This is a genomic window from Micromonospora sp. LZ34 (genome assembly GCF_052981855.1).
In genome coordinates this window covers 11,894-31,748 of record NZ_JBRIQN010000044.1, presented here as the reverse complement: position 1 = coordinate 31,748, position 19,855 = coordinate 11,894, and the positions used below count along the sequence as shown (strand labels likewise).

Here is a 19,855-nt window from a genome sequence, read left to right as displayed (position 1 = left end):
CGTACGGTGGGCGCATGGCACGCACCCGGGAGTTCGACGTCGACGCGGCGGTGGCCGCCGCCATGGAGGCGTTCCGGCGTACGGGGTACGAGGGGACCTCGATGCGCGACCTGGCCGAGGCTACCGGCCTGGGCAGCGGTTCCATCTACGCGGCGTTCGGCAGCAAGGAGGGGCTCTACCTGGCCGCCCTGGACCTCTACCGGGAGCGGTACGCGGTCCCGCTGATCGAGCTGCTGCGCTCGGGCAACGGGGTGCGCGAGGTCATCCGCGAGATCTTCGTGGCCGCGGTCGACGAGATCGCCCGCGACGGGCGGCGGTTGGCCTGCCTGATTGTCGGCGCGGCGACCGAGCGGCGTGACGACCGGCAGGTCGCCGAACGGCTGCGGGCGACGACCCGGTCGCTGGAGGCGGCGCTGTACGACGTGCTCGCCGAGGGGCAGTTGTGCGGCGAGGTTCCCGCTGACCGCAGCGCCGGCGATCTGGCCGCCTTCTTGGTGACGAGCCTGCAGGGCCTGCGGGTGATGGGGTCGATCGACCCCGACCGGGCCGCGCTGATGCGGTCCGCGGAGGTCGCGCTGAGCTGCCTGGACTGAAAGCCGAGCCGCCTGGGCTGACCGGGTGCCTTCCCCTGCCCAAATTGTGTAACGAACGTTCAAGATAATCGAGGAGACAACATGAGCCCGACCGGAGTCGGCATCATCGGCGGCGGTACCGCGGGATGGGCGGCGACCTCGCACCTTCCGGTGATCGCGGCGTCGCCGGACTTCGAGCTGCGCGCCGTCAGCACGTCCCGCCGGAGCTCGGCGGACGCCGCAGCGGCCCGGTACGGCGTACCCGGCTACGACAACCACCGGGACCTGCTCGCCCATCCGGGCGTCGACCTGGTGGTCGTGTCGGTGAAGGTCACCGAGCACCTCGAACTGGTCGCGGCGGCCATCGAGGCGGGCAAGATGGTCTACAGCGAATGGCCGCTGGGCAACGGGCTGGCCGAGGCCGAGCAGCTCGCCGAGCTGGCCCGGCGGGCCGGGGTGCGCACCGTCGTCGGCCTCCAGGGGCGCTACGCGCCCGAGATCCGGCTCGCCCGCAACCTGATCCGCGACGGCTACGTCGGCACGGTGCTCGGCACCACCCTGGTCGGCTCGGGCATGGTCTGGGGCGGCGAGGTGGCCACCCGCAGCCAGGCCTACTGGTACGACAACACCAACGGTGCCACCCCGCTCACCTCCGCGGCGCTGCACGCCCTCGACGCGCTGCACCACGTGCTCGGCGAGTTCGACACGCTGGCGGCGAACCTCGTGGTGGGGCGCAAGCACGCGACGGTGACCGAGGACGGCGGCACCGTTCCCGTCACTGCGCCCGACCAGGTGGCCCTGATCGGCACGCTGGCCGGCGGTGCTGCCGCTTCGGTCTTCTACCGGGGCGGGGCGTCCCGGGGCGACAACCTCCGTTGGGAGATCAACGGCACGGAGGGGGACCTGGTGCTGACCGCCGACTGGGGCAACCTCCAGGTCGCCCAGCTCAACCTGGCCGGTGGCCGGGGCGCGGACAGCACCGTCGCGCCGATCGAGATGCCGGCCTCCTACACCGGCGACGTCCCCGGCGACCTGGGCCGGACGCCCGCCGGCAACGTGGCGCGGCTCTACCAGCGGCTCGCCCGTGACCTGGCCGAGGGCACCCACACCGTGCCGGACTTCGCCCACGCGCTGGCCCGACACCGACTCATCGACGCCGTCGAGCGCGCCTCCGTGACCGCCACGACCCAGTCCGTGAAGTGACCCCTGGTGGCCGGCCCGCCGGCCACCCATCAGCATGAAGGAGACGAGATGCGCGCCGTAGGGTTCTTCCGACACGGCGGACCGGAAATGCTCGGCGTGGTCGAGTGGCCGACGCCGCACGCGGGGCCGGGGGAGGTGCGGATCCGGGTGCGGGCCGCCGCGGTCAACCCGTCGGACACGCTGATCCGAGCCGGGCTGACTCCCGTCCGCCAACACGGTTCCGCACCGGTGATCCCCGGCTCCGACATCGCCGGCACCATCGACGAGATCGGCCCGGGCACCATCACCGACCTGGCCCTCGGCGACCACGTGATGGCCCTGGTGAACCCCACCCGCCCGGCCGGCGGCGGCTACGCCGAACACGTCGCGCTCCCGGAGCACTTTGTGGTGCCGGCGCCGGCGGGGGTGAGTCACGCCGAGGCCGCGACCCTGCCGCTGAACGGACTGACCGTCCTGCACGCCCTCGACCAGCTGCGCCTGTCCCCGGTCGACACGCTCGCGGTGACCGGCGCGGCCGGTGCGGTCGGCGGGTACGCCGTACAACTGGGCAAGGTCGCCGGGCTGCGGGTGCTGGCCGACGCCGCGCCCGCCGACGCCGGACTCGTCGCCGGGCTCGGCGCGGACGCCGTGGTGGCGCGCGGCGCGGGCGTCGCCGACCGCTTCAGTGCGCTCGCCCCGGACGGCGTCGACGCCGCCGTCGACGCGGCCCTCGTCGGTATACCGCTGCTCGGGGCCGTCCGCCGCGGCGGGGCGCTGGCGCACGTGCGGGGCGCGCCGGACCACGCGGCGTTCGCGCGGGCGGCCGCGCGGGCGGGCGTCAGCCTGGTGCCGGTGTTCGTGCACGCCTACGACGGACGCCGGGACAAGCTCGACCTGCTCCGCCGGCTGGCCGAGGCCGGCTCGCTGAGCCTGCGGGTCGCCGACCGGTTCCCGCCGGAGCGGGCGGCTCAGGCGCACCGGCTGCTCGAGGCCGGCGGCGTCCGCGGCCGGCTCGTCATCGAGTTCTGATTCGCGTCGCCTCCGCCCGGCACACCGGACGCGGCACGGTCAGAAGCGCTGACCGCCCAGGACCGAGAGCAGTCGCAGCTTCTCCTGGCTCTCGCTGCCCGGCTCGGCGGTGTAGACCAGCAGGGTCTGCGACTGGTCCGGGTCCACCAGGGTCTGGCAGTGCAGCTCGAGCGGGCCGACCTCGGGGTGCAGGAACCGCTTCGGCGGGCAGTACGCGCCCTGCACCGGATGTTCCCGCCACAGCTCGGCGAACTCGTCGCTGCCGGCCAGCAACGCGTCGACGACGGCGGCCGCCCGGGAACCCCGGCCGTCGCGGGTGTACGCGCCGTGCAGGTGCGCCGCGACCAGCCGGCTGTGGGCGGCGTGGTCCTCGGCGGGGTGGACCAGCCGGGCCGCCGGGTCGGTGAACCAGCGGTAGTGCGCGCTGCGGGCCAGCCCGGTGTGCCGGCTCGCGTCGCCGAGCAGCGCGATCGCCGGCCCGGTCTGCGCGAGGGTCTCCCCGACCTGGTTCACCACCTGGGCGGGGGTGTCCTGCAGGCGGTCGAGGATGCGCATCATGCCGGGGTTGACGTGGTCGGCGCGCAGGGCACGGTGCGGGGTGGCGTAGCCGGCGAGGCGGAACAGGTGGTCGCGTTCGGCCAGGGACAGGCGCAGGCCGCGGGCGAGCGCGGCCAGCATCTGTTCCGACGGGTGCGGGCCGCGTTGCTGCTCCAGCCGGGTGTAGTAGTCGGTGGACATGTCGCTCAGCGCGGCCACCTCCTCCCGGCGCAGCCCCCCGGTGCGGCGCCGCGGCCCCCGGGGCAGCCCGACGTCCTCGGGTTGCAGCGCCGCGCGTCGGGTGCGCAGGAAGCCGGCGAGTTGCGCCCGGTCCATCGGCACTCCTTTCTGGTGGTCGCGGCTCAGGGGGCGGGGAACGTGACGCCGGTGAGCCGTTCCGAGACGGCCCAGAGCCGGGCCGCCGCCTCGGCGTCGCGGGCCGCCCGGTAGACGGCCAGCTCGGTCGGGCCGCCGGTGAACTGGCCGAGACCGTCCGGCCCGTAGAAGCGGCCACCCTGTGCCTGCGGGCTGGTGGCGGCGTGCAGGGCGGGCAGCAGGCCGGCGTCGACGGACTGCACCAGCAGCCCCCACCGGGCGAGACGCTTCATGATCGACTCGTACGGGGACCGCCGGTCGCGGCCCAGGTTCGGGCCGGCGGCGTAGAGGTTGGTCAGGGTGGTGCCGGGGTGGGCGACGTTGCTGGTGAGGCCCCAGCCGCCCGCCGTGCTGCGCCGGTGCAGCTCCAGACCGAACAGCAGGTTGGCCAGCTTCGAGGCGCCGTACGCGCGCACCGGCGAGTAGCGCCGTTCACTCTGCAGATCGTCCCAGTCGAGCCGTCCGGAGCGGGCGGCGCTGCTGGACATGGTGGTGACCCGGGCCCGGCCGGCCCGCAGCAGGGGCAGCAGGCGCCCGGTGAGCGCCAGGTGGCCGAGGTGGTTGGTGCCGAACTGGAGCTCGAAGCCGTCGGCGGTGGTGTGCCGGGTGGCGGGCGCCATCACACCGGCGTTGTTGATCAGGATCTCGATCGGCCGGCCGTCGCGGTGCAGCGAGTCGGCGAGCGCCGAGACCGAGTCGAGCGAGGCGAGGTCGAGCTGCCGGGTGGAGACGACGGCGCGCGGCGCCGCCGCGCGGATGCTGTCGACCGCCGCGGCGCCCTTGGCCGGGTTACGCACCGGCAGCACCAGGTCGGCGCCCGCGCGGGCGAGGCGTACGGCCAGGCCGAGGCCGAGCCCGTCGCTGGCGCCGGTCACCACGGCGAGCTTTCCGGTCAGATCGGGTACCTGCACGTCACGCACAACAAACTCCCTGGTCGGTGGTGTTCCTCTGGGCCGCGGCCAACGATGGCGTCCGCCGCGGGCGGCATCCAGAGAAGGCCTGTCCAGGGATCGCCGGTACCAGGATGAGCGGCGATGTCGCCCGGGCAACCCGATTCAGGGATCAGACCGGGTCCACCGCGCCCGGCCCGGCCGGCGGCCGGAACGCCAGGGCCACCGTGAGGTCGAGGACGCTGGCCGGGTCGGTGAGCCGGTCCCCGTACAGCTCCCGCAGCTTGCCCATCCGGTAGCGCACGGTCTGCGGGTGGACGAAGAGGTCGGCCGCCACGTCGTCGCGCCGGCCCTGGTGCAGCAGCCAGGAGCGCAGCGTCTCGGCGAGCCGGTCCGCGGTGGCCGGCGGCAGCCCGGCCAGCGGCGCCAGCGCCCGGGCCCGCAGGTCGGCCAGCGCCTCCGGGTCCGTGCCGAGCAGCAGCTCGGCCAGGTGCCGCTCGGTGTCCAGCGGGGCGCCGTCGGCCGGGTGCGCGACGCCGAGCGCGAGCGCCCGCACGGCGCGCTGGTAGGCGTACGCCACCCGGGTCCACGGGCGGGCCGGGCCGAGCACCGCCCGCCGGCCGTGCAACACCCGGGTGAGCTGCCGGCGCCGGGCGCCGTGCGCGTCCGGGACGAGCAGCACGGCGATCTCCGCGCCCGGTTCCGCCGCGGGCAGGTCCTCCCCGCTCTCCAGCGTGTGCTCGTCGAGCAGCGCCAGCGCCGCGCGCAGGTTGGCCCGCGGCAGCAGGACTACGGTGAGGGTCTGCGGCGGCGGCCAGTCCGCCCGCTCGGCGCTGCGCAGCAGCACCTCCTCCGGCTCGCCGGTGAGCAGCTGCTGGGTCAGCCGTTCCAGGTTGCGCCGCCGGGCCCGCCCGACGCTGGCCAGCTCGTCGGCGTGACCGGCGACGCTGGCCGCGGAGAGCTCGTCGATGTAGGCGAACATCAGCTCGGCGAACTCGGCCACGGTGGCGGCGGCGAGCCCGCCCTCGACGGTGGTGGCGGACATCTCCCGCCAGGAGACCCGGGCGCCCACCCGGTAGGCGGCCAGCAGCGCGTCCATGCTCCGGCCGGAGCGCGCCTCGCCGCTGCCCAGCGCGTACGCGGCCTCCAGCGCCGGGACCAGCGGGGTGCTCGGGTCGCCGGCCTGCCGCCGCTCGAGCAACTGGAGGAACGTGCCGAGCGCGATCTGCACCGCGTTGGCGATCTTGTCACGCATCTGGCCGGTGAGGGTGCCGGAGTAGCTGGGCACCTCGGCGGTGATCGCGCTCACCGTGCGCTCGGCGAGCAGCGGCAGCCGGTCGCGCAGGGCGCGGGCCAGCCGCTCGTCGAGTTCCAGCCGGGCCGCGCGGTGGGTCGCCCCGGTGCCCTCCGCCACGTTTGTTCTCCCCGCACAAGATAGCCGGACCGCTTCACCTTCCCAGGCCAAGATTTTATGCCAGGCCGCCGCGACCATCGAGACATGACCACGACTGTCCCCGCCCCCCGGGCCAAACGGTCCGTCCGGGGCGGGCTGCTCCGGCTGGCCGCCGCGGTCACCACCCCGCTGCTGCCCGAGGACTACCTCGACCTCGTCGCCCCGCTGCGCTCGGCCGACCTGCGCGGCCGCGTCCTCGCCGTCCGCCCGGAGACCCCGGACGCGGCGACGCTGGTGATCCGGCCCGGCCGCGGCTGGCGCCGGCACATCCCCGGCCAGTACGTCCGGCTCGGCGTCGACGTCGACGGCGTACGCCAGTGGCGGGCCTACTCGGTCACCTCGGCGCCCGGCCGGCGCGCCGAGCCGATCGCCGTGACCGTCAAGGCCATCCCCGACGGGCTGGTCAGCAACCACCTGGTCCGCCGGCTGCGGCCCGGCACGATCGTGCAGCTCGACCAGGCCCAGGGCGACTTCGTCCTTCCGGACCCCGCCCCGGCGCGGGTCCTCTTCCTGACCGCCGGCAGCGGGATCACCCCGGTGATGGGGATGCTGCGCGCGGGCGGGCTCGCCGGCACGGACGTGGTGGTGGTGCACTCCGCGCCCGGGGCGGCCGACGTGATCTTCGGCGCCGACCTGCGCCGGCTCGCCGCCGACGGGGCGATCCGGTTGGTGGAACGGCACACCGACACCGACGGCCTGCTGGACGTCGCCGACCTCGACGCCCTGGTGCCCGACCACCTGGAGCGCGAGACCTGGGCCTGCGGGCCGGTCGGCCTGCTCGACGCGGTCGAGGAGCACTGGGCGTCGCGCGGGCGAGCCGACCGGCTGCACACCGAGCGGTTCCGGCCTACCGTCGTCACGCCGGGCGAGGGGGGCACGGTCACCTTCACCCGGGCGGCGGTGACCGTCGAGGCCGACGGCGCCACGCCCCTCCTGGACGCCGGCGAGCGGGCCGGGGTGCTGATGCCCTCGGGCTGCCGGATGGGCATCTGCTTCGGCTGCGTCCTCCCGCTGCGCCAGGGCGCGGTGCGCGACCTGCGCAACGGCCAGCTCACCACCGCCGTGCCCGGCGACGGCGTCCTCGTGCAGACCTGCGTGTCGGCCGCGGCCGGCCCCTGCGACCTCGACCTCTGATCGGAGACCCCGACGTGACCGTGATCCAGAAGAAGCCCGACAACCCGATCGCGCACCTGACGGCCGAGGACATCGAGGCCATCGGCCGGGAACTGGACGCGATCCGCGACCGGGTGGTGGCCAGCCGGGGCGAGCGGGACGCCGCGTACATCCGCAAGGTCATCAGCACCCAGCGCCGGCTGGAGCTGGGCAGCCGGGCGGTGCTGCTGTTCTCGCTCTTCCCGCCGGCCTGGGTGGTCGGCACCGCCGGTCTCGCGGTGGCCAAGATCCTGGAGAACATGGAGATCGGGCACAACGTCCTGCACGGCCAGTGGGACTGGATGCGCGACCCGAAGATCCACTCGACCACCTGGGAGTGGGACCACGTCTCGCCGGCGGACCAGTGGAAGCACTCGCACAACGAGTTGCACCACCGGTACACGAACGTGGTCGGCAAGGACAACGACCTCGGCTACGGCATCATGCGGGTCGACGAGGACCAGCCGTGGCACCCGATGCACCTCGGCCAGCCGCTGTGGAACTTCATCAACGCCTGCTTCTTCGAATACGGCATCGCCGCGTACGACCTCGAACTGGGCAAGAACCTGCAGCGGGGGCGGCGCCGGGACCCGCAGTTCCGGGCCCGGGCCAAGGCGGTGCTTCGCAAGATCCGCCGGCAGGTGCTGAAGGACTACGTGCTGCACCCGCTGCTCTCCGGCCCCTCGTTCCTCAGCACCCTGGCCGCGACCTTCACCGCCAACCTGATCCGCAACCTGTGGAGCCACTCGGTGATCATGTGCGGCCACTTCCCGGAGGGCGTGGAGACCTTCGAGAAGCGGTCCATCGAGGGAGAGACCCGCGGCGAGTGGTACCTGCGGCAGATGCTCGGGTCGGCCAACATCAGCGGCAGCCGGCTGCTGCACCTGATGACCGGGAACCTCTCCTTCCAGATCGAGCACCACCTCTTCCCGGACCTGCCGAGCAACCGCTACCAGGAGATCGCCCCCGAGGTTCGGGCGCTCTTCGCCCGGTACGGGCTCAACTACACCACCGGGTCGCTGCCCCGGCAGGTCTTCTCCGCCTGGCGGAAGGTCTTCCGGCTCTCGCTGCCCAACCGGACCCCGGCCAACCCGCGCCCGGCCGAGGACCGGCCGACCCGCACCCTCGCCCCGTCCCTGGGCGGCTGACCGGCCCCGCCGCCGTCAGGGCAGCCCGGGCGGCGGCGCCGGGCGAACCCGCTGGGCGACGGCGGCGGGGACGCGTACAGTCGGGGGCATGGAGTCCAGGCGCCGAAGCATCGCCGCGACCGCACGAGCTGCCAGCTCGTCGGTCGCCGCCGCCTGATCTCCCGACCCCTTCGCCGGCGACCGGAAACGGTCCGCCGGCGTTTTCGTGTCACGGCTCCCTCCCCGCGCCCGCGGCCCTTTCCGGTCACCAACGACCCGAAAGGCCACCGCCATGAACCGCGACCAGATCGTCCGGACCTTCGTCGACTTCTACCGCGAGCGCGGCCACCTGCTGGTGCCCGACAGCTCGCTCATCCCACCGCCGGGTGACCCGGTCCTCTTCACCACCTCCGGGATGCACCCGCTGACGCCCTATCTGGAGGGCCGGCCCCACCCGCTCGGCCGCCGGCTGGTGAACGTGCAGCGCTGCCTGCGCACCACCGACCTGGACGAGGTCGGCGACCGCACCCACCTGACCGTGTTCGAGATGCTCGGCTCGTGGTCGCTCGGCGACTACGACGTCTCGCAGAGCCTGCGCTGGGGGTACGAGCTGCTGCGCGACGGCTTCGGCGTCGAGCGCGACCGGCTGCACGTGACCGTGTTCGGCGGCGACGACCAGCTCGGGCCGGACCGGATCTCGCTGGAGACCTGGGCGGAACTCGGCGTACCGGTGGAGCTGACCCGGGAGGACAACTGGTGGTCCAACGGCCCGACCGGGCCGTGCGGACCGGACTCGGAGATCTTCGTGTGGACCGGGGACGGCCCGCCCCGGGGCACCCCCGGCACCGACGAGCGGTGGATGGAGGTGTGGAACCACGTCCAGATGCGCTACCACCGGCGCGACGACGGCCGGCTGGAGCCGCTGCGGCAGCCCAACGTCGACACCGGGATGGGGCTGGAGCGGCTGGAGATGGTGCTGGGCCGCCTCGGGTCGGTCTTCGAGGGCGAGGGCTTCCGGCCGTGGGTGCGCGGCGTCGGCGACCTGTGGCACCTGGACGAGGTTTCCGTGCGCCGGGTCTGCGACCACCTCCGCTCCGGGGTGGTCGTCATCGGCGACGGTGTGCGCCCGTCGAACACCGGCCGCGGCTACGTGCTGCGCCGGCTGGTCCGCCGGGTCCTCACCACCCTGTGGCGGGACGACCCGTCGCGCAGCCTGTCGGACCTGCCGACCGAGCCGATGCGGCACACCCTCGACCGGTTCGGGCAGCGTACGGACGTCGGCGAGCTGCTCGACGTGCTCGGCGACGAGGAGCGCCGGTTCCGCGGGCTGCTGCGCCGGGGGCGGCCGGTGGTCACCCGGCGGCGCTCCCGTGGGCCGCTCACCGGTGAGGACTACCGCTGGCTGCACGACACCCACGGGCTGCCCCGCGACCTGGTCGACCACCTGGTCGAGGTCGGCTGACGGGCCCGGCCGGTGGCGGGGCCGCGGGGTGCCTGTCACACTTTGCCTGGTCGATGCCGTCGCGTCGAGGGGCGGGGGAGCATGCCGGAAGAGCACCATCTCCGACCGGACGAGGACACCGTCGAGCGCTTCGGCGCCCGGGTCGCCATCGTCGACCCGGCCGGGCTGCTGGCCTCGGCCCGCACCGGTCCCGTCGAGCTGCGGCTCCGTGGGTCGTTGCCCGCCCCGGTGATCGACGTCCGGCTCACCCTGCGTCCCGACGACGGGACCTGTGTGATGGCGGCGGAGATCCGCACGGTCGCCGCCGAGCGGCTGGTGGAGGGGCCGCTGCGCTGGCTCGCCCTCGGCGTCGCCGGCCCGGCCGGGGTGCTGCTGGTCCGGCGGTTGGCGGCTGCCGGGCCGACGGCCGGGCCGCTGGCCGCCCGGGCGGGCCGGGTGGCCGCCGAGGCGTCCCGCCGGCTCGGCCTCGACGCCCCGCGGGCGACCGCGCTGGCCGACCGGCCGCACCCGGCCGACCCGGCGGGCGCCGAGGTGCTGGCCGAGGCCGAAGCGCTCGGCCTGCGCCCGGAGATCGCCGAGGTGCCGGCGACCGGCGGCCAGGCGGTCACCGTCCGGGCCGGTGTGCCCGCCGACGCGGTCACGCCCGCGCACCTGCGGGCTCTGGTCGGGCTGCTGCTCCAGGTGGTCCGGGAACTGGCCGGCGACGGCCCCGAGCCGCGGGTGCTGCGCGGCCGGGCGTACGTCCTGCGGCGCCCGGCGGCGCCGGTGCCGGCCCGGCCGGCCGCGCGCAGCGAGGCGGTCACGCTCGATCAGGTGGGCGGGCTCGCCGAGGTGGTCGCGCAGTTCCGGGAGATCGCGATCTCGTTCCGCCATCCGCAGGTCATGGCGCGCTGGGGCGCCCGCCGGCCGCAGGGCATCCTGATGTACGGGCCGCCCGGCACCGGCAAGACCATGCTGGCCCGGGCGCTGGCGAACGAGATCGGCGCGGACTTCCGGGAGATCCGCACCCCGGAGATCCTGGACAAGTGGCTCGGCGGCTCCGAGCGCAACATCAAGCAGATCTTCCGGGAGGCGCGCCGCTATCGCGAGCCCACCATGCTGCTGTTCGACGAGTTCGACAGCATCATCAGCTACGCGGGCGCCGGCGGGGACGCGGCGAGCCAGGCGGTCAACGCGGTGGCGGGCATCTTCAAGCAGGAGATGAACACGCTGATCGAGGAGAACCCGAACGTCATCGTGGTGGCCACCACCAACTTCCCGCAGCGGGTGGACGCCTCGCTCATCCGGTCCGGCCGGTTCGACGTGAAGCTCTCCATCCCGCCGCCCGACGAGGCCGGCCGGGCCGAGATCATCGCCAAGATGGTCCGCGAGCTGATCGCCCGGCACGAGCGGCCGGACTTCCGGATGTTCGCCGAGGACGTCGACCCGGCCGAGCTGGCCGCGCTCAGCCCGGGGCTCACCGGCGCGGACCTCCGCGAGGTGCTGCGCCGGGTGCAGCTGGCCAAGGCGATGCGCGAGGCCACCGGCGCGGCGCCGGTCGGTCCGATCAACCAGCAGGACCTGCGCGAGGGCCTCGCCGGGCTGCGCCGCGGCTGACGGTCCGCCCGACTCCAGCCGACGGGACGCGGGTCCGCTCGTGCAACCGGATCGCCCGCCGTGCCCATCCCTAGGGTGAGGGCAGCCGGACGGGGGTTGGTTGATGCAGGCGACACAACGGCACGAGTACGTCGAGTTCGTCACGGCCGCGACCCCGAAGCTGCGGCGCACCGCCTACCTGCTCACCGGCGACCAGCACCGGGCCGACGACGTGGTGCAGCAGACGCTCACCCGGCTCTTCCTGAAGTGGCAGCGGGTGCGCGGCGCCGACGACGTCGAGGCGTACGTGCACCGGATGCTGGTGCGCGTCTTCCAGGAGGAACGGCGCTCCCGCTGGTGGGGGGTGCGACTGCTGGACCGTACGCCCGAGCCGGTGCCCCGCGACGATCCACCCGGCCCCGGCGACGCCGTGGTGGACGCGGTCACCATGCGCCGCGCGCTGGCGTCCGTGCCGGCGGGGCAGCGGGTCGTGCTGGTGCTGCGGTTCTACGCGGACCTCTCTGTCGAGCAGACGGCCGGGGTGCTCGGCTGCTCGACCGGCAACGTGAAGAGCCAGACCGCACGTGGACTCGCCGCGCTGCGCCGCTGGCTGCCGCTGGACAACTCGGAGGGAGCGGCGCGGTGAACGACAACGAGGAGCGGGCGGTGCGCGCCGTGCTGACCCGGATGGCCGACGAGCTGCCGCCTGGCGGGGTGCCGGCCGCGGAGCTGCTGGCCGGTGGGGAGCGGCTGCTGCGCCGGCGGCGGTTCGCCGTCGCGGGGGCCGCCGTGCTGACCGCGGTCGCGCTGCTCGGCGCATCCGTGCTGGCCGGCGGCGCCGGGCCGGGGCGGACACCGACACCGGCAGACAGCGGGACACCGCCGTCCGGCCCGCCCACGGTCGCGCCAGAGCGGTTCGACCCGACCCGGCAGCCGTTCCGACTCGGCTCGCTGCCCGACAACGTGGGTCACCAGACCTACGAGACCGACGACCGCAGGGTGACGGTCAACGCGAGCGTGCCGGACGCGATCAGCCCGGGCGGGCCGGTCGAGCCGGGGCCGATCATGGCGTTCAGCGCGTCGGTGACGGTCCGGATGGGCGCGCGCGGGGTGGACGTCTTCTTCAACGAGCGCGAACGGGTCGAGGACCGCCGACTTGGTGGCCCCCCGCCGGTGGTCCCGCTGCCCGGCGCGACCGTGGCGCCGGTGAACGGGCATCCTGCGTTCCTCTACACCCACGGGAAGGACTCCGTCCTCTCCTGGCAGTACGCCCCGGACGGCTGGATCGCGATCAGCGTGCGGGAGTACGACCGGCCGGAGGATCTGGCCCGCCAGGTCGCCGAGGGTCTGGTCTGGGATTACCGGCCGGTTACCGTCCCGTTCACGCCGGTGGACGTCCCCGCCGGCGCGGTGTTGAAGGGCACCCTCACACGGACGTTTCGCGGCCAGTGGCTGGATGCGTCCCTGCGATACGTGCTCCCGGCGACCGTCGGGTCGGACAAGGTCCGGGCCGACTTCGTGCTCGGCCTGAGCAACGGGATCTTCGCCGGGGACGGCAGCCAGTTCCCGCCCGGTCTCACCGTGGCCGGCCGGCGCGCCATGGCTGACGACGGACCCGCCGGGATGGCCGTCTACCGGGTCGCCCAGTTGCCCGGTGGCTGTACGGGCTGTGTCAGCGAGGTCGCCTCCGAGACCGTGGCGGGGAAGACGGCGTTGGGCGGGCGCGCGGGCGGGCTCGACCTGGCCGCGTCCATCCGGCTGGTGGACGGCTGGGACGACCCGGCGTCCTGGCGGCCGGTGTAGCCGACGGGGACCGCCCGCGGGCCGACCCGGCGTGACGGGGACCAGTCAGTCCGGCGCGACGCGGCGGGGGTGCGCGGTTGGTGCGTCGGGCGGCCCGATCAGCCAGGATGAGCTGCGGGAGGTCGTCCGGGCCGGGTCGCGGTGCCGCACGTCCGGCCCGCCGAGGAAGAAGGAGACCCGTGACGTCCACTCTGCTGTCCCGCCGCGACCTGCGCTTCCTGCTGCACGAATGGCTGGACGTGGTGCGGTTGACCGAACGGCCCCGCTACGCCGAGCACTCGCGGGAGACCTTCGACGCCGTGCTGGAACTCGCCGAGCAGGTGGCCGCCGAGCGGTTCGCGCCGCACAACCGCGCCGCCGATCTCACCGAGCCCACCTTCGACGGGCACCGGGTGCGGCTGATCCCGCAGGTCAAGGCGGCCCTGGACGTGTTCGCCGAGACCGGGCTGCTGGCCGCCAGCCTGGACTCCGCGATCGGCGGCATGCAGCTGCCGCACGCCGTCTCGGCGGCCTGCTTCGCCTGGTTCCAGGCCGCCAACGTGGGCACGTCGGCGTACCCCTTCCTCACCCTCGGCAACGCCAACCTGTTGCTGGCGCACGGCAGCGCCGCGCAGATCGACACCTGGGTCCGGCCGATGGTGCAGGGCCGGTTCTTCGGCACCATGTGCCTCTCCGAGCCGCACGCCGGCAGCTCGCTGGCGGACATCACCACCCGGGCGGAGCCGCAGGACGACGGGACGTACCGGCTGCGGGGCACCAAGATGTGGATCTCCGGTGGGGACCACGAACTCGCCGAGAACATCGTGCACCTGGTACTGGCCCGGATTCCGGGCGGCCCGCCCGGGGTCAAGGGGATCTCCCTGTTCATCGTGCCCAAGGTGCTCGTCGACGGCCACGGGGCGCTGGGCGCCCGCAACGACGTGGTGCTGGTCGGCCTCAACCACAAGATGGGCTACCGGGGCACCACCAACACCCTGCTCAACTTCGGCGAGGGGGTGCAACGGCCGGGTGGGCGTCCCGGCGCGGTGGGCTACCTGGTCGGCGAGCCGCACCAGGGTCTGGCGCAGATGTTCCACATGATGAACGAGGCGCGCATCGGGGTGGGCGCCGGCGCCACGGCGCTCGGCTACACCGGCTACCTGAAGTCCGTGGCGTACGCCCGACAGCGGCCGCAGGGCCGCCCGGTGGCCGACAAGGACCCGACGACGCCGCAGGTGCCGATCGTCGCCCACGCCGACGTCAAGCGGATGCTGCTGGCGCAGAAGAGCTACGTGGAGGGCGCGCTCGCGCTGGTGCTCTACTGCGGCCGGCTCCTCGACGAGCAGAAGACCGCACCGGCCGAGGCCGATCGCGACCGGGCCCGCCTGCTGCTGGACGTGCTCACCCCGATCACCAAGAGCTGGCCGTCGCAGTGGTGCCTGGCCGCCAACGACCTGGCCATCCAGGTGCACGGCGGCTCCGGCTACACCCGCGACTACGACGTGGAGCAGCACTGGCGGGACAACCGGCTCAACCCGATCCACGAGGGCACCCACGGCATCCAGGCGCTGGACCTGCTCGGCCGCAAGATGACCATGCGGGACGGGGCGGGGCTGGCGCTGCTGATCGAGACCATCCGCGCCACGGTGAGCCGGGCCTGGAAGGCCGAGGGCGAGGCCGCGGAGCTGGCCGCCCGGCTCGGCGGCGCGCTGGACCGGGTCCCGCTGGTCACCCGGCGACTGTGGGAACGGGAAGACCCCGAGCTGGCGCTGGCCAACGCCAGCATCTACCTGGAGGCGGTCGGCCACGTGGTGATCGCCTGGATGTGGCTGGAGCAGCTGCTCGCCGTCGAGGCCGCGGCCGGCCCGGCCGACTCCGCGGACGAGATGGCCTTCTACGCCGGCAAGCGGCAGGCGGCGCGGTACTTCTTCCGCTACGAGCTGCCCCGCACCGGCCCCCAGTTCGACCTCCTGGAGAGCCTGGACCGCACCACGCTGGAGATGCGCGACGAGTGGTTCTGACCCTGGCCGGGCGGCCCGCCTGTCCTTGTCGGCCAGGGAATCCGGCGCCGCATCGTCCGACTCGGCCCGCCGCCCGTCGACGCAGCGGCAGGTGGCCCTCGACCGTCGGATGACGGTCGAGGGCCACCTGCCTCACCTCTGCTGACCTACGCGCAGGTCTCGGCCGGTGGTCAGCAGCCGGTCCAGCGCACCGCGGTGACGCGGGTGCTGTTGTGGAAGCCGACGACCGTCCCGTTGTCGGCGATGGCGCGGGCCCCGATGGTGATGCCGGTGCCGCCACCCGGCAGGACCACGGAGCTGGCACCCCGGCTGATCCGGTCGCCGCCGACGACCACGCCGTGCTGGTTGACGTCGCTCAGCACCGCGAACCGCGGGTCCAGGGTCACGCTGGTGCCCTTGACGAGGTCCCACCGCACCCTCACCTGGTTCGGCTCGCCGAGGTTGACCCGGCCGATCACGTACCGGCCGCTGGCGGCGTCGACCTGCGACCCGGTCGCACCCGCGAGGGTCAGCGGCTGGATCTCGCCGGCCGGCGTGCGCACCCAGCCGGTCCAGGCTCCGAAGTCACCGGCGCTGCCGACAATCGTGCCGTCGTCGGTGATGTCCCGCGCGGCCGCGTTGGCCGGCGCGTCCAGCACCTCGACCGTGCCCGGTCGGGCGGCGGGCCAGAGGAGCGCCACCTGCTCGCCGGTGGGGGTGTAGCCGGAGCCGACAATGTTCCCGCTCCCGTTGATCGCGGAGACGCCGACGTAGCTGAACGTGCCGGTGGGCAGGGACTCGAGCTGGCCGGCGCGGTACCGCCACGGCTGGCTCACGCCGTTCACCCAGCCGTTGCCGATCACCGCGCCGTCGGCGTTGACGCCCGCGATCTCCTCCACGAGGGGCGAGGCGACGGTGGTCAGCTGGCCCTCGTCCCAGACCAGCAGCAGCGGCTCGGTGGCGCCGCCGGCGGTGTTCCGCCGGCCGGAACCGGCGATGAAGCGGCCGGTCGGGTCGACCGCGTCGGCCGTCGCACGGTACGCATCGGCCGGGAACGGCAGCGGCCGCATGGCGCAGAGGCGGATGCTCTGCCCGGTGGCCGCGGTGGCCGTGCCAGGCGTGGCGGCGATGCCGAACGAGGCGGCCATCAGGCCGGCGGCCACACCGGCCAGGATCCGGCGCCGGGAAACGTTGGTCATGGGTTCCTCCCCCGTGTGCGGCCCGGCTGTCCGGGCCTCGATACACGGCAGGACGTGTGACGGCGCCGGGAGGTTGCAGCGCTGTCGGATCGCCGACCATGGCCGAGTTACGGCCGGGCGGAACCGGGCACGGCCCGGCGTCGCGTCGTCAGGCCGGGGTGTGCGCGACGTAGACGGTGTTGGCCGAATCGCTGCCGGTCAGCGGGTTGGGAAATGGCACGACGTGCGCCCGCGCCGTGGTGAACACCTCGGCGAGGACCGCCTCGAAGCCGGCATCCGGCGGGTCGTCCGACCAGAGCGCGAACACCCCGTCCGGGTGCAGGTGCGCGGCGAGCCGGCGCAGCCCCTCCGGGGTGTAGAAGGCGGCGTGGCTCGGGTGCAGCACCTGGCGGGGCGAGTGGTCGACGTCCAGCAGCACGGCGTGGAACCGTCGCCCGGGGGCGTCCGGGTCGAAGCCGGTGCCGTCGGCGACCGCGGCGAAGAAGTCCGCCTGGACGAACCGGGTCCGCGGATCGGTGGCCAACCCGGCCGCGAAGGGCAGCAGCCCGCGCCGGTGCCAGTCGATGACGTCCGCGATCGCCTCCACCACGACCAGTGAGCGGACCCGTTCGTCGGCCAGCGCCGTCCGGGCGGTGTAGCCGAGGCCGAGGCCGCCGACGACCACGTCGACGGCGGGGTCGGCGAGCGCGGCCAGGCCCAGCCGGGCCAGTTCGATCTCCGCGACCGGGAAGAGGCTGGACATCAGGAACTCGTCGTCGAGCTTGACCTCGTACACCTCGGTGTCGAGGAAGGGGTCGCGGCGCCGGCGCAGGCTGATCGCGCCGATCGGGGTCTCCCGCCAGGCCAGTTCCTCGAATCGCACACCCACGGGCCCGGATGCTACCCGCCGGGGCGGCCGGCACGCGGCCGGCGCGCGGGCGGTCCGCGCCCGGGCGGGCGCATCCATCCGCCGTCGCCGGGTATGCGGGCTGGCCGAGGCGCCCGACGGGGGCCGGACAGGGAGTACACACGGTGGCGGAGATGCTGGCCGGACGGTTGCACCTGGCGGAGCGGGCACTGCGCCTGGAGACGGTGCCGGTGCCCGATCCGGGGCCCGGGCAGGTGCGGATCAAGGTCGCGGCGGCCGGGGTGTGCCTGTCGGACGTGCACCTGATCGACGGCACGCTCACCCCGCTCTACCTGCCCGGCGACGTGGTCACCCTCGGCCACGAGGTGGCCGGCGTGGTCGACGCGCTCGGTGACGGAGTCGAGGGCTGGCAGCCCGGCCAGCGGGTGCTGCTCCAGGCGGGGGAGAGGGACCGGCGCGGCACCGTCTTCACCCGGGGCGTGGACTACGACGGCGGCTGGGCCGAGTACGCGGTGGCGAGCCAGGAGACCGTGGTGCCGATTCCGGACGACCTGCCGTTCGAGCAGGCCTGCATCATTCCCGACGCGGTCTCCACGCCCTGGGCGGCGGTGACCGACACCGGGCGGACCCGGCCCGGTGAGGCGGTCGCGGTCTGGGGCGTCGGCGGGCTGGGCGCGCACGCCGTGCAGCTGTTGCGGCTGGTCGGCGCCGCCCCGGTGATCGCGGTGGAGCCGCTGGCGGCGGCCCGCGAGCGGGCGCGGACGCTCGGCGCGGACGCGGCGCTCGACCCGGGCGACAGCGCGTTCCGGGACACCGTGCTGGGGTTGACCGACGGCCGGGGGCTGGACGTGGCGTTCGACTTCGCCGGGGTGACCGCGGTCCGCGAGCAGGCGCTCACGGTGCTCGGCCGGCGGGGGCGGCTGGTGCTGGCGGGCATCGCCAACAAGCCGGTGACCATCGCCTCGGACAGCCCGTTCAACTACCTCCAGCAGGCCGTGCTCGGGCACTACGGCTCGGAGGCCGAGCACGTGGTGCAGTTGGTGTCGCTGGCCCGGCAGCGGCGACTGGACCTGTCCGGGTCGGTGAGCGACGTGCTGCCGCTGGTTGAGGCGGAACAGGCGGTGCGGCGGGTGCAGAGCAAACAGGGCAACCCGATCCGGCTGATCCTGCAGCCCTGACCGCACCGCTCGTCGGCCACGCAGGGTCCTCGGAACATCGACGCAGCGCTTATCCTGTGCCCCGACCGAATCGCCGGAAGGGATCCCGTGCCGTCGCGGCAGGACCAGCTGCACTCGTACCAGTTCACCGTCCAGCGGGCGGTCGCCGCGCTGGTGATGCGCGAGACCGACCCGGCGCAGTCGCCGTTCCGGCGGCTGGCCGGCGCCGCGCTGGCCAGCGTCCTGGTCGCGGCCATCGCGGTGGGCGGCTCCGCGCTCTACGGCCTGTTCGCCGGGGGCGGCACGAAGTGGCGCGACGCGAGCGCGGTGATCGTGGAGAAGGAGTCCGGTGCCCGGTTCGTCTACCGGGAGCAGAAGCTGCACCCGGTGCTCAACTACGCCTCCGCGCTGCTGATCATCGGGGCGGACCGGCCGAAGACCGTGCTGGTCTCCCGCCGCTCCATCGACGGCGTGCCGCGCGGCCTGCCACTCGGCATCGCCGACGCCCCCGACTCGCTGCCCGCGCCGGGCCGGCTGGTCACCGCGCCGTGGACGGTCTGCTCGGCGGCCCCGACCGGGGCGGCGCCGGCGGCGCCCCGCTCCGCGCTGCTGGTCGGCGTCGACGCCGCCGGCGGCCGGCCGCTGGGCGAGGACGCGCTGCTGCTGCGGCACCCGGACGGCGCGCTGCACCTGCTCTGGCACCACCGGCGGCACCTCGTCCGGGACCCCAACCGGGTGCTCGCGGCGCTGGCGGCCACCCGGGCCCGCGCGGTGCCGGGTCGCCCCGGCGTTGCTCAACGTCCTGCCGGCCGGCGCCGACCTGGCACCGCTGGCCCTGCCGGACGAGGGCGAGCCCGCCGAGCGGGTGGCCGGCGCCCGGATCGGCGACGTCTACCTGGTGCGCAACTCCGGCGGCGGTAGGCAGTACGCCGTCGCGCTGCGGGACGGGCTGGCCGGCATCACCGAACTGCAGGCCGGCCTGCTGCTCGCCCGCACCGGCCAGGGTGAGCCGGAGTCGATCACCTTGGGCCGGTTCGCCGCGCTGCCGAAAGTGCCCGACCTCGCGCCGACCGGCCCGGCCGCGCCGCCGACCGTACCGCCGAGGCTGGCAGCGCTGGACGGGGCCGCGCTGTGCGCCCGGTTCGGTGACGACGGGGCCGTGGTCGACGTCCGGCTCGGCGCCGCCCTGCCCGACCTCGGGGCCAGCCCGCGGACGCCGGCGCCGGCCGGCGGCGGGGTGCGGGCCGACCACGTCGTGGTCGAGCCGGGCCGCGGCGCGGTCGTGGAGTCGGTCGCGGCGCCCGGCGCGTCCGGCGGCGCGGTCTCCGTCGTCACCGACCTGGGTCGGCGGTACGTGCTCGCTGGCGGCGAGGTGCTCGGCATGCTCGGCTACCGCGACGTCCGGCCGGCCCGGTTGCCCGCCGGCCTGGTAAGCCTGGTCCCCGCCGGCGCCACCCTCGACCCGGCGGCGGCCCGGGTGGTGGCCGCGCCGGCCTGAGCCGCATGGTGGCTGCGC

Annotated in this window: 16 protein-coding genes and 1 pseudogene; 12 read left to right on the top strand and 5 right to left on the bottom strand. The window is 74.6% G+C overall.

Annotated features, from left to right (window positions below; all coding sequences use genetic code 11):
• Positions 1–14: 14 nt before the first annotated feature.
• The 3 genes from ACVCAH_RS30560 (at position 15) to ACVCAH_RS30550 (ending at position 2,783) form a co-directional block, all read left to right on the top strand.
• Positions 15–593: a TetR/AcrR family transcriptional regulator gene (locus ACVCAH_RS30560; protein WP_447139704.1), complete on the top strand. Its 579-nt coding sequence runs from the start codon at positions 15–17 to the stop codon at positions 591–593.
• A gap of 81 nt (positions 594–674) precedes the next feature.
• Entirely contained in the window at positions 675–1,775 is a 1,101-nt protein-coding gene (locus ACVCAH_RS30555; protein ID WP_447139703.1) for a Gfo/Idh/MocA family protein, read from the top strand.
• A 48-nt stretch (positions 1,776–1,823) separates the two neighbouring features.
• Positions 1,824–2,783: an NADP-dependent oxidoreductase gene (locus ACVCAH_RS30550; protein ID WP_447139702.1), complete on the top strand. Its 960-nt coding sequence runs from the start codon at positions 1,824–1,826 to the stop codon at positions 2,781–2,783.
• Positions 2,784–2,822: 39 nt separating this feature from the next.
• On the opposite strand, the gene ACVCAH_RS30545 is transcribed toward ACVCAH_RS30550, so the two are convergent.
• The 3 genes from ACVCAH_RS30545 to ACVCAH_RS30535 form a co-directional block, all read right to left on the bottom strand.
• Positions 2,823–3,656: a helix-turn-helix transcriptional regulator gene (locus ACVCAH_RS30545; RefSeq protein WP_447139701.1), complete on the bottom strand. Its 834-nt coding sequence runs from the start codon at positions 3,654–3,656 to the stop codon at positions 2,823–2,825.
• A 26-nt stretch (positions 3,657–3,682) separates the two neighbouring features.
• Positions 3,683–4,615, bottom strand: coding sequence for an SDR family oxidoreductase (locus ACVCAH_RS30540; RefSeq protein WP_447139700.1), 933 nt, complete (start codon positions 4,613–4,615; stop codon positions 3,683–3,685).
• Positions 4,616–4,757: 142 nt separating this feature from the next.
• Positions 4,758–5,999 carry a PucR family transcriptional regulator gene (locus tag ACVCAH_RS30535; RefSeq protein ID WP_447139699.1) on the bottom strand — a complete coding sequence of 414 codons (1,242 nt, stop codon included), beginning with the start codon at positions 5,997–5,999 and terminating at the stop codon, positions 4,758–4,760.
• An 84-nt stretch (positions 6,000–6,083) separates the two neighbouring features.
• Here ACVCAH_RS30535 and ACVCAH_RS30530 point away from each other — a divergent pair, with 84 nt between their 5' ends.
• The 7 genes from ACVCAH_RS30530 to ACVCAH_RS30500 all read left to right on the top strand — a co-directional run bounded on the left by ACVCAH_RS30530 (position 6,084) and on the right by ACVCAH_RS30500 (position 15,157).
• On the top strand, positions 6,084–7,172 hold the full coding sequence (locus ACVCAH_RS30530; RefSeq protein WP_447139698.1) for a ferredoxin reductase: 1,089 nt from the start codon (positions 6,084–6,086) through the stop codon (positions 7,170–7,172).
• Between the two features lie 14 nt (positions 7,173–7,186).
• Positions 7,187–8,338: a fatty acid desaturase family protein gene (locus ACVCAH_RS30525; protein WP_447139697.1), complete on the top strand. Its 1,152-nt coding sequence runs from the start codon at positions 7,187–7,189 to the stop codon at positions 8,336–8,338.
• A gap of 271 nt (positions 8,339–8,609) precedes the next feature.
• Complete coding sequence (locus ACVCAH_RS30520) at positions 8,610–9,779, top strand: alanine--tRNA ligase-related protein (RefSeq protein ID WP_447139696.1); 1,170 nt, start codon at positions 8,610–8,612, stop codon at positions 9,777–9,779.
• Positions 9,780–9,860: 81 nt separating this feature from the next.
• Positions 9,861–11,375, top strand: coding sequence for an ATP-binding protein (locus ACVCAH_RS30515; protein WP_447139695.1), 1,515 nt, complete (start codon positions 9,861–9,863; stop codon positions 11,373–11,375).
• Between the two features lie 103 nt (positions 11,376–11,478).
• The gene (locus tag ACVCAH_RS30510) at positions 11,479–12,000 is read left to right on the top strand and encodes a SigE family RNA polymerase sigma factor (protein ID WP_447139694.1); all 522 of its coding nucleotides are present in this window, start codon (positions 11,479–11,481) and stop codon (positions 11,998–12,000) included.
• Positions 11,997–13,157, top strand: coding sequence for a hypothetical protein (locus ACVCAH_RS30505; protein WP_447139693.1), 1,161 nt, complete (start codon positions 11,997–11,999; stop codon positions 13,155–13,157). Before ACVCAH_RS30510 ends, ACVCAH_RS30505 begins: the two co-directional genes overlap by 4 nt.
• 179 nt (positions 13,158–13,336) lie before the next feature.
• Positions 13,337–15,157 (top strand): acyl-CoA dehydrogenase, encoded by a 1,821-nt coding sequence (locus ACVCAH_RS30500; protein WP_447139692.1) that lies wholly within the window; start codon positions 13,337–13,339, stop codon positions 15,155–15,157.
• 170 nt (positions 15,158–15,327) lie between these two features.
• On the opposite strand, the gene ACVCAH_RS30495 is transcribed toward ACVCAH_RS30500, so the two are convergent.
• Positions 15,328–16,335: a hypothetical protein gene (locus tag ACVCAH_RS30495; protein WP_447139691.1), complete on the bottom strand. Its 1,008-nt coding sequence runs from the start codon at positions 16,333–16,335 to the stop codon at positions 15,328–15,330.
• Between the two features lie 148 nt (positions 16,336–16,483).
• Positions 16,484–17,203 (bottom strand): spermidine synthase, encoded by a 720-nt coding sequence (locus ACVCAH_RS30490; RefSeq protein WP_447139690.1) that lies wholly within the window; start codon positions 17,201–17,203, stop codon positions 16,484–16,486.
• A gap of 152 nt (positions 17,204–17,355) precedes the next feature.
• Between ACVCAH_RS30490 and ACVCAH_RS30485 the strand changes: the two genes are divergently transcribed.
• Positions 17,356–18,360, top strand: a complete 1,005-nt coding sequence (locus ACVCAH_RS30485) for a zinc-binding dehydrogenase (RefSeq protein WP_447139719.1) — start codon at positions 17,356–17,358, stop codon at positions 18,358–18,360.
• Positions 18,361–18,447: 87 nt separating this feature from the next.
• Positions 18,448–19,837 (top strand): annotated as a pseudogene (gene eccB, locus ACVCAH_RS30480) (type VII secretion protein EccB).
• The last annotated feature ends 18 nt before the right edge of the window (positions 19,838–19,855 follow it).

Excerpts from the sequence above, each read along its gene's own strand:
- ACVCAH_RS30495 (WP_447139691.1), bottom strand. The coding sequence starts at position 16,335 with ATGACCAACGTTTCCCGGCGCCGGATCCTGGCCGGTGTGGCCGCCGGC.
- ACVCAH_RS30545 (WP_447139701.1), bottom strand. The coding sequence starts at position 3,656 with ATGGACCGGGCGCAACTCGCCGGCTTCCTGCGCACCCGACGCGCGGCG.
- ACVCAH_RS30555 (WP_447139703.1), top strand. The coding sequence starts at position 675 with ATGAGCCCGACCGGAGTCGGCATCATCGGCGGCGGTACCGCGGGATGG.
- ACVCAH_RS30530 (WP_447139698.1), top strand. The coding sequence starts at position 6,084 with ATGACCACGACTGTCCCCGCCCCCCGGGCCAAACGGTCCGTCCGGGGC.
- ACVCAH_RS30515 (WP_447139695.1), top strand. The coding sequence starts at position 9,861 with ATGCCGGAAGAGCACCATCTCCGACCGGACGAGGACACCGTCGAGCGC.
- ACVCAH_RS30550 (WP_447139702.1), top strand. The coding sequence starts at position 1,824 with ATGCGCGCCGTAGGGTTCTTCCGACACGGCGGACCGGAAATGCTCGGC.
- ACVCAH_RS30560 (WP_447139704.1), top strand. The coding sequence starts at position 15 with ATGGCACGCACCCGGGAGTTCGACGTCGACGCGGCGGTGGCCGCCGCC.
- ACVCAH_RS30520 (WP_447139696.1), top strand. The coding sequence starts at position 8,610 with ATGAACCGCGACCAGATCGTCCGGACCTTCGTCGACTTCTACCGCGAG.
- ACVCAH_RS30485 (WP_447139719.1), top strand. The coding sequence starts at position 17,356 with ATGCTGGCCGGACGGTTGCACCTGGCGGAGCGGGCACTGCGCCTGGAG.
- ACVCAH_RS30510 (WP_447139694.1), top strand. The coding sequence starts at position 11,479 with ATGCAGGCGACACAACGGCACGAGTACGTCGAGTTCGTCACGGCCGCG.